Raw genomic sequence first — 8,529 nt, forward strand, 5'->3', positions numbered from 1 at the left:
GCAGGGACGAGGCCGGGCCGGAGCCCCCGCACCCGCCCAGCAGGACGGCGACGGCGAGGAGGGCACCGGCTGCGCGGTGCCCGGCTGCGGGACGGCGCACGTCAGACGGGCAGGCCGGTCTCGCGGTAGGCGGCCAGCTCCTCCGGCGTCCCGAAGCAGTAGAAGTCGCCCCGCACCAGGCCCACGCGGCGGCCGGAGGTGATGAGCTCGTTGAAGACCAGGGACACGTAGTACTCGGGCATGGCCGCGTCGATCTGCTTGGCCATCAGCCGGTCGGCGGCCTCCAGGAACACCCTCGCGGAGGTGAACGAGTACACACCCATGAGCGCGTCGGAGGAGATCGCCTGCTTCTCCGCCGTCCGGACGACGAGGCCGTCGGGCCCCACCTCGGCGAAGCTGTACCGCGGCTCGGTGGACCGGAACGACAGCAGCAGGCCGTCGACGTCGCGGGTCTGCGCCGCCTGCGCCAGCACCCGGAAGTACTCGGGGCTGTCGAACGCGATGTCGCAGTCCATGATCACCAGCGGCTGGTCGGGGTCGAGGGAGTCGCGCGCCTCCAGGCAGGTCTCCACCGCCCCGCGGGTGTCGTGGTCGAGCAGCACGATGTCGGCCGACGGCTCGGCGGCGAGCACCTGCCGGGCCAGGCCGTGCTCGCGGTCGTCGTCCGCGCGGACGACGACGGTGACCGTCTTCTCCCCGGTCCACGGCGCGAAGGAGCGCAGCGCCCGCTGGAACATCGGCGCGCCGTCCACCTCGATCAGCGGCTTGGGGGTGGTGACGCCGACCTTGCGGAAGCGCGTCCCCAGTCCGCCCATGGGCATGAGCACCTGGAGGGTGGCCATCACTGCACCTCGTCCCACTCGTAGTCGCGGTCGGCGGCCGGTTCGGAGGTCGGCCGGCCCAGCCGCCACAGCGCCAGGTTGCGCAGCGCCGTCCGGAAGATGTTCCAGTTGCGCGCGTTCGACACCTGGTCCTCCTCGCGCCAGGTGATCGGCACGAACGCGAACCGCACCTTCCGGGCCACCAGGTCGAGGATCAGCTCGTAGTTGAACGTCAGGTGGTCGGCGAAGCGCAGGTACGTGGCCGGGTCCAGGTCGCGCAGCGCGAACAGGTTCAGGCCCGAGCCCAGGTCCTGCAGCGGCCGCAGCGCCACCGCGCTGTAGACGGTGTTGAGCACGCGGTTGCCCCAGACCCGCTTGGCGTCGTAGCCGTGCAGCCGGGAGCGCCGGCTGAACCGGGAGCCGAGGACGGTCTGCGTCTCGGGGTGGGCCTGCGCGTGGGCGAGCAGCAGCGCGACCTCGTCGCTCTTGGCCTGGTTGTCCCCGTGCAGGATCACCACGTGGGTGTGCCCGGCGGCGCGGGCGTGCTCGAAGGCGACCTTGTGGGTGCCGCCGAGGCTGTTGTTCTGCCGGTTGCGGAAGACCCGCAGGTTCGGCAGCCGCCCGGAGCGCTTGTACTCCAGCGCCCGCTCGAGGGTGTCGTCGGTGCTGCGGTTGTCGATGACCCAGATCTCGCTCACCCGCGCGGCGACCTCGGGTGTGATCTCGTCGAGCACGCGGCCGATCTGCGGCGCGCAGTTGTACGCCGGGATGGCGATGACCGCGTTCACCGGGCGAGCACCTCCTCCTGCCTCGGCTCGGCGCCGAAGACGTCGTCGTCCTCGTCCCGGACCGGCAGGTCGTACTGGTCGAGGAAGCGGTTGAGCGCCTGGATGCAGACGCCGTAGTACTTCAGCACCGTCCCCGAGTTGATCGCCACGCGGTGGGTGAGCATGCGGCCGTAGAACAGCCCGACGTGGAAGAGCACGGAGCGCTGCTCGGCGACGCTGAGGTGCCGGGGCATGACCTGGGTGGTGACGAAGTCGGCCAGCTCGTCGTAGCGGGCGGAGCGGGCGTCGCGGTAGGTGATCTCGGGCAGGCCGTCCCGCTCCCCCAGCACGACCGGGTCGTCGTCGTCGTTGAGGAACTCGTAGCCGTACAGCAGCGACTGCATGTGCCGGGCGAAGTCGATGACCGGCCCGCGCAGCTGGTTGTCGTCGGACGGGTCGATCACCAGGACGTCCCGCGAGGGCAGGTCGACGAGGATGTTGTCGACGGTGAGGTCGCCGTGGATGTGCGCCGACGGCCGGAAGGTGGCCAGGTCGTGCCACGCCGCCTCGGTGCCCTGGATGCGGGACAGCACCCGGTCGAAGTTGTCCAGCTCGCGGCCGTTGACCACGATCCGCTCGCCCTTGAGCGCCTCGGCCAGCGCGGCGTGGGACTCCGCGGCCGCGCGCACCCGCATCACGAACCGCTCGCTCACGTAGTCGTCGCGCAGGTCGGGCTGCTGCTCGAGGTCGCCCAGGTCGTAGACGCGGTCGTACATGTAGTCCCAGACCTCGGCGATCTTGGCGACGCACTCCGCGTGCGTGTTCTCGTGCACGTACTCGAACAGCGGGACGCTGCTGGGCCGGTACTCGAGGTCGATGGCGTAGTGGTCCTCGGCGTGCTGCTCGCGCAGCACGGTCACCAGCTGCCGGTGGTCGGCCCGCTCGGCCAGCCAGTCGTGCTGGTTCTTCAGCCGGTGCGCGTACTCCGGCGGCACCATCTTCTTCACGAACAGCTCGCCGTCGCCGCTGGTGGCCAGCAGGGTGACCGCGTTCGAGCCGCCCTTGAAGAAGCGGACCAGGCTGACGTTGCCGTCCACCTCCAGCCGGTGCATCACCTGGCTGAGGTGCTGACGCTGGAAGTACGCGTCGAGGAAGTGCGTCATCGACCCGGAGATGTCCTGGTCGCGGCCGAGCTTGTTGACGTAGCCGTCGGCGGGGGCGAGCTCGGCGCCGGCCAGCGGGGCGCTGGTGCGCTTGGCCCAGTTGACGAACAGCGAGACGACGGCGACGAGCAGCACGGGGACGTTGGTCACCATCCACGTCGCCGCGGCGAACAGCAGCACGTCCACGCCGGCCAGCGGGGTGCTGCCCTCGATGAAGGCCTGCACCCCCTCGACGTAGCCGCCGGGCGCGCCGTTGCCGATGCTCGGGCTGACCACGCCGGCGGGGGCGGCGGTGGCGACCAGGCTCTCCCGGCCGGAGAGCGCGGGGAACACCGTGACCGCGACCATCGCAGCGGCCGCGACGTAGCAGGCCCAGGAGCCCAGCGCGAGCGTCCCGTAGCGGACCAGCTGCCGGCGCTGCCGGAAGAACCGCTGGAAGCCGAAGATCACCGACCACAGCTTGAACCGGGCCCGGTTCTCCAGGTCGGTGTTCAGCCAGCCGGTCGCCCGCCAGGCCAGCCGCATCAGGACGGTGTTCTCCCGCACCAGGGCGACGAAGGAGGCGATGAGGACGACCGACACCGCCAGCGCCACCACCGCGGCCAGCGGGACGACGCCCACGACCGGCCCGCCGACGACCGCCAGCAGCACCAGGAAGGACAGCGACACCAGGACGACGTCGCTCAGCCGCTCGAGGACGACGGCCAGCAGCGTGTACAGGAAGCTGATCCGCAGGGTCTTGGCGACCAGGTAGGAGCGCACGACCTCGCCGACCCGCAGCGGCCAGACGAGGTTGAACAGGTAGCCGATGGTCAGGTGCCGGAACTGGCCGGCCAGGCTGCCCCGGCGCACGTTGTCGATGACCACCTTGGTGCGCGCGGCGCGCAGCACGTGGCCGCCCAGTTGCACCAGCGAGGCCGCGACCAGCACCGCCCAGCCGCGCCCGGAGAGCCCGTCGGACAGCAGCTGCCACAGCTGCGACAGCGTCGGCCAGGTGAGGACGAGGAAGCCTGCCAGCGACAGCAGCGCGACGACGATCAGCGCCAGCCGGCCGCGGGAGTAGCTCGGGAGTGCCATCAGAAGTGCGGGACCTCGAGGACGAGCAGGCCCGCGGCCAGGGCGGCCTGCCGGCCGGTCTCGGAGTCCTCGAACGCCAGGCTGTGGGCGGCGTCGGCGCCGAGCAGCTCCAGGGCGCGCAGGTACCCCTCCGGGTCGGGCTTGCTGCGGGCCACGTCGTCCCCCCAGACCACGACGTCGAACAGCGGCGTCAGGCCGTGGGTGTCGAGGATCTGCCGGCCGTTGCCGGACTTGGCGGTGCTGACCAGCGCCGTGGGGTGGGTGGGCGCGACCAGCCGGAGGAAGGCGATCAGCGCGTCGTTGGCCGCCGTCCGGTGCAGCTGCTCGGCGTAGAGCCGGCTCTTGGCCGCCCGGATCGTGTCGACCCCGGCGGGGTCGATGCCGGGCAGCAGCGCGGGGATGAAGTCGCGGGAGTCCTGGCCCCAGGTGGTGGCGAACACCTCCTCGGTGAGCTCGTGGCCCGACTCCGCGAACGCGTCCCGGTAGGCCAGGTAGTTGGCCTCCCGGGTGTCGACGAGGGTGCCGTCGAGGTCGAACAGCAGGGCCTGGACCGCCCCTCCCGGACGTGCCATGTCGATCCGTGCTCCCGTTCCTTCGAGACGTGTGGGCTCCGCGGCCCCGTGGACCGTGCGCTGGGCCATCTCAGGCTCCTGCCGTGTCGTGGGTGGTCGTCGGTGCGCGGGCCGGGATCGGTGCCGGCGCCGGGCGGCCGCGGAAGAGCAGCTTGCTGGCGAGGAAGTTCGCGGCGAAGGACGGCGGCAGCGACAGCAGCTTGCAGACGAAGGCGTCCCAGCCGGTGACCTCGTGCACCAGGTCGATCAGGACCGAGAAGACCACGATCGAGATCACGTACCAGCCGACGAACAGCAGGAACGTCAGCCGGGACCGCTCGCTGCGGAACGCGTACTTGGTGACGAACAGGTAGACGACCACCACCGCGCACCCGGCGCTGACCAGGTTGGCCAGCCACGGCGGCGCGCCCAGCCGGACGCCGGCCGCGAACAGCCCCAGGTCCACCGCCAGACCCAGGCACGACCCGAGCAGGAACCGGGTGACCTGGTGCAGGAGCCTCCCCCACCGGCCGCTCACCGGTCGGCACCCGCGGCCTGCGCCGGCCGTCGTCCGGCGGCCCGCTCCCGGGACCGGGCCCACACCGCACCGGCTGTCGCGGCCAGCACCAGCACCGCGCCCGCCCCGAGGGCCGGGACCAGCAGGCGCTCGCCGATGGGCAGGTAGGACAGCTGCAGGGTCGCGCCGTCGAGGCCGGCGGGCAGGTCGACGCGCAGCACGGCGTCGTCCACCGACCCGACGTCGATCGGCTCGCCGTCCAGCGTGGCGGTCAGGCCCGGCCAGTACGGGATCCGGAAGGCCAGGGAGCCGCCGTCGGCGCCGGTGCTCACGGTGTAGGTGTCCATCGGCTCGTCGCCGCGGGCCTCCCGCGTCGACCCGTCGGTGACGGTGACCCCTCGCGCGGCGGTGACCCGGCCCGGGAGGCCGTCGTCGCGGCGGTACTCGGTGTACCCCTCGGTGGTGGCCCCGGGCGTCCAGCGCGCCGCGAAGTACTGCTGCAGCACCTCGGGGGCGTCCCGGTCGAGCAGCACGGTGTCCTCGCTCATCAGCTCCAGCCAGGAGGTCCCGGTGCCCGGCGCGGTCTGCAGCAGCTTCGCCGGGTCGTCGCAGGTCGCGCCCTCGTAGGTCCGGCACCAGTGCTCGTTGAGCGCCTCGTGCCAGACGGCGTAGGAGCCGGTCCCGGTCTCGAAGCCGGCCACCAGGTTGCCGTTGCCCCGCAGGACGCCGTCCGCCCAGCCCATGTCGCCCTCGTAGTCGAAGGTGATGACCGTCGCCGAGGTGTCCACGCCGGCGGAGCGCTCCTCGTAGGCGGCCACCGTCGTCCCCAGGTCGCGGCCGGGAGGCAGCGCCCGGTACGGGCCCTCGTCGGCGGCCGGGCGCCCGGCCAGGGCGTCCACCCGCTCCTCGAGGGAGGCCATCATCTGCTCGCCGACGAAGACCGTGCCCCAGCTGAGCAGCACGACCACCGCGGCGCCCGCCGCCGCCGTCCGCCGCCGGGGGCGCTCGTCCCGCAGCGCGGCGACCAGCCCGGCGACGGCCACCGCCGTCAGGACGCCGGCGAGCAGGTGCCACTTCGAGAACACCGGCGCCCGGAACAGCGCCAGCAGGGTCTGGGCGACGACCAGGGCGAACGCCGCCACGACCCGCCCCCGGGTGAGCCGCGGCGCGGCCCGCAGCGCCAGCAGGACCAGCAGCGGCAGGAACACCTGCACGACCACGAGGTAGCGGAACGGGTAGCGGAAGACCGACACCGTCGTGGGCAGCTGGGTGAAGACCACCGCCAGCGCCCAGACGACGCCCGCGGTGAGCACGCCCCGCGCGCGCAGCGCCCGCCGCCAGTCGACGAGGGCCAGGGCCGGCACGGCGACCAGCAGCGTGTACATGGCCGGGACCAGCCCGAGCGAGCCGCCCCAGGCGTTGGTCTGGCCCAGCAGCGTCGGGCTGCCCAGCAGCACGTCGGCCAGGTTGGTGACCCCGAAGGCGACGTTGCCCACCACCTGGTCGGGGTCCAGCCGCTGCATGAACGGCGAGACCTCGACGGTGGTGAGCAGCGTGGGCAGGGCCAGCAGCAGCCCGCCGACGCCCGCGGCGACCCGCGCCAGGCCGAGCGGCTGCACCAGCACCCGCCAGCCGCCGCCGTCGCGCACCTGCTCCCACGCCTGGGCCAGGACCAGCGCGAGGGCGAAGAACAGCACGTAGGGGTTGCCGGAGGCCAGCAGGCCCCACGTGGCCACGCCGGCGACGAGCGGTCCGACCCACCGGCGGGCCTGCAGACCCCACCAGAACCACGGCAGCCAGCCGACGCTCCACAGCAGCGGCCACCAGGAGCCGCCGTACCAGAGGAAGAAGCCGCTGGAGGCCACGCCGAGGGCGCCGGCCAGGCACAGCCAGCGGCGCACGCCGTGGGAGCGCAGCACGGCGAAGACCCCGGAGCCCAGCAGCAGCACGCACAGCGTGGCGTGGCCCCAGGACAGGACCAGGAAGTCGTCGGTGCCGCGGGAGGCCGCCTGCAGGGCCCAGTGCAGCGGGTCCAGGGCGCCGTACTGCATGTCGGCCGCGAGGTTGCCGGCCATGCCGAGCTCGGGGTCCATGAGCGGGGGCCGGCCACCCTCCAGGTGCTGGCCCATCCACCACAGCATCGGACCGAACTGCGCCTGGGAGTCGTCGAACCAGAAGAAGCGGGGAGCCAGCCGGCTCAGGACGAGCAGCTGGCCCAGCTGCAGCACCAGGTAGCCCAGGAAGGCCAGCGCAGTGGCCCCCGCCGGGGACAGCCGTCCCCCGGCCCCGGCCCCGCGGTCGCGCGACCGGCCGTCGGCCGGCTCCAGGCCCGGGGGCCCGAGCTCGACGGTGTGTGTGGTCACTCCCGACCTTCTCCTCGGACACGGGGCGGGGTTCGTCCGCCCCCGCGAGACGACCCCGTCGGGGTCCGTCGGCCGGGCGACCGCGTCGCACGGCTGTCCCGCGCTGTGGCGGGTACCGGGATCCGACTGTAGCCGCGGGCGACGGGTGCGGCTCGCAGCCGCCGACCCGGCTGCCACCCTCTCCCCGTGGACCACACCTCTCCCACCACCCCCGCCGCCCTGCTGGCCGCGCGGTTGCGCCGGGACGCCGCCGCGCCGCTGGTCACCTCCTACGACGACGCGACCGGCGAGCGGGTCGAGCTGTCGGCGGCCACCCTCGCCAACTGGGTGGCGAAGACGGCGAACCTGCTCCAGGACGAGTTCGACGTCACGGCGGGGAGCACGGTGGCCGTCGCGCTGCCGGTGCACTGGCAGACCGCGGCGGTGCTGCTCGGCGTGTGGGCCTGCGGCGCCACGGTGCTCGACACCGCGGCCGAGGACGACGGCCGGCTGGACGACGCCGACGTCGTGCTGGCCGCCCAGGATCGCCTGGCCCCGCTGGAGGAGCAGGACCTGCCCGAGCTGCTGGGCCTGTCCCTGCACCCGCTGGGCCTGGGCATGGCCGGGTACACCGGGCCGGCGCGCGACTTCGCGCTGGAGGTCCGCGCGCACGGGGACGTGTTCGTCCCGTGGCAGCAGCCCGACCCGGCCGCGCCGGGACTGCTGCTCGGCGGCCTCGAGCTGACCCTCGGCGGGCTGGTGTCCACCGCGCGGGAGCTCGCCGGGCGGCTGGGCCTGGCCGACGGCGACCGGGTGCTGGTCGACGACCGCACCGCCGACGAGGCCGGGCCGGTCGCCTGGCTGCTCGCGCCGCTGGCCGCCGGCGCCTCGATCGTGCTGGTCCGCTCCCCCGACGCCGGGCAGCTGCCCGCGCGTGCGGCCACCGAGCGGGTCACCGCTACGCTCGGGCGGACGATCGAGGGCATCCGCGAGCTGGGCCGACCTGCCTGACGCAGCCGTCCCAGCCGCCCGGACGGACGGTGGGACTCCTGCATGGACAAGGTGGTGGGCAGCGCCGCTGAGGCGGTGGCCGACGTGCCCGACGGCGCGGTGCTGGCCGTGGGTGGGTTCGGGTTGTGCGGGATCCCGTACGCGCTGATCGACGCGCTGCTGGACAAGGGCGCCACGGACCTGACCACGATCAGCAACAACTGCGGCGTGGACGACGCCGCGCTGGGAGTGCTGCTCTACGCCGGGCGGATCCGCAAGACGATCTCCTCCTTCGTCGGCG

General features: G+C 73.3%; 8 protein-coding genes. 2 read left to right on the plus strand and 6 right to left on the minus strand.

What is annotated here, in order from left to right; all coding sequences use genetic code 11:
- Positions 1-101: 101 nt before the first annotated feature.
- The 6 genes from ACI789_RS15060 to ACI789_RS15085 all read right to left on the minus strand — a co-directional run bounded on the left by ACI789_RS15060 (position 102) and on the right by ACI789_RS15085 (position 7,259).
- A complete protein-coding gene (locus tag ACI789_RS15060) occupies positions 102-842 on the minus strand; it encodes a glycosyltransferase family 2 protein (RefSeq protein WP_457010191.1) in 741 nt (246 codons plus the stop codon).
- Positions 842-1,609, minus strand: coding sequence for a glycosyltransferase family 2 protein (locus ACI789_RS15065; protein WP_457010192.1), 768 nt, complete (start codon positions 1,607-1,609; stop codon positions 842-844). Before ACI789_RS15065 ends, ACI789_RS15060 begins: the two co-directional genes overlap by 1 nt.
- A complete protein-coding gene (locus tag ACI789_RS15070) occupies positions 1,606-3,828 on the minus strand; it encodes a lysylphosphatidylglycerol synthase domain-containing protein (protein ID WP_457010193.1) in 2,223 nt (740 codons plus the stop codon). The genes ACI789_RS15065 and ACI789_RS15070 overlap by 4 nt, the downstream gene beginning before the upstream one ends.
- Positions 3,828-4,400: an HAD family hydrolase gene (locus ACI789_RS15075; RefSeq protein ID WP_456921100.1), complete on the minus strand. Its 573-nt coding sequence runs from the start codon at positions 4,398-4,400 to the stop codon at positions 3,828-3,830. Before ACI789_RS15075 ends, ACI789_RS15070 begins: the two co-directional genes overlap by 1 nt.
- A gap of 70 nt (positions 4,401-4,470) precedes the next feature.
- The gene (locus tag ACI789_RS15080) at positions 4,471-4,917 is read right to left on the minus strand and encodes a GtrA family protein (RefSeq protein WP_456921099.1); all 447 of its coding nucleotides are present in this window, start codon (positions 4,915-4,917) and stop codon (positions 4,471-4,473) included.
- Positions 4,914-7,259 (minus strand): hypothetical protein, encoded by a 2,346-nt coding sequence (locus ACI789_RS15085; protein WP_457010194.1) that lies wholly within the window; start codon positions 7,257-7,259, stop codon positions 4,914-4,916. Before ACI789_RS15085 ends, ACI789_RS15080 begins: the two co-directional genes overlap by 4 nt.
- Before the next feature lie 186 nt (positions 7,260-7,445).
- Between ACI789_RS15085 and ACI789_RS15090 the strand changes: the two genes are divergently transcribed.
- Entirely contained in the window at positions 7,446-8,249 is an 804-nt protein-coding gene (locus ACI789_RS15090) for a TIGR03089 family protein (RefSeq protein ID WP_456921097.1), read from the plus strand.
- 42 nt (positions 8,250-8,291) lie between these two features.
- The coding region (locus ACI789_RS15095) for a CoA-transferase (RefSeq protein WP_457010195.1) at positions 8,292-8,529 on the plus strand (238 nt) is incomplete at its 3' end.

The organism is Geodermatophilus sp. SYSU D00965, from assembly GCF_054050075.1.

What these genes read in the sequence shown, in the direction of transcription:
- ACI789_RS15060 (WP_457010191.1), bottom strand. Translation starts at nt 842, where the DNA reads ATGGCCACCCTCCAGGTGCTCATGCCCATGGGCGGACTGGGGACGCGC.
- ACI789_RS15070 (WP_457010193.1), bottom strand. Translation starts at nt 3,828, where the DNA reads ATGGCACTCCCGAGCTACTCCCGCGGCCGGCTGGCGCTGATCGTCGTC.
- ACI789_RS15075 (WP_456921100.1), bottom strand. Translation starts at nt 4,400, where the DNA reads ATGGCACGTCCGGGAGGGGCGGTCCAGGCCCTGCTGTTCGACCTCGAC.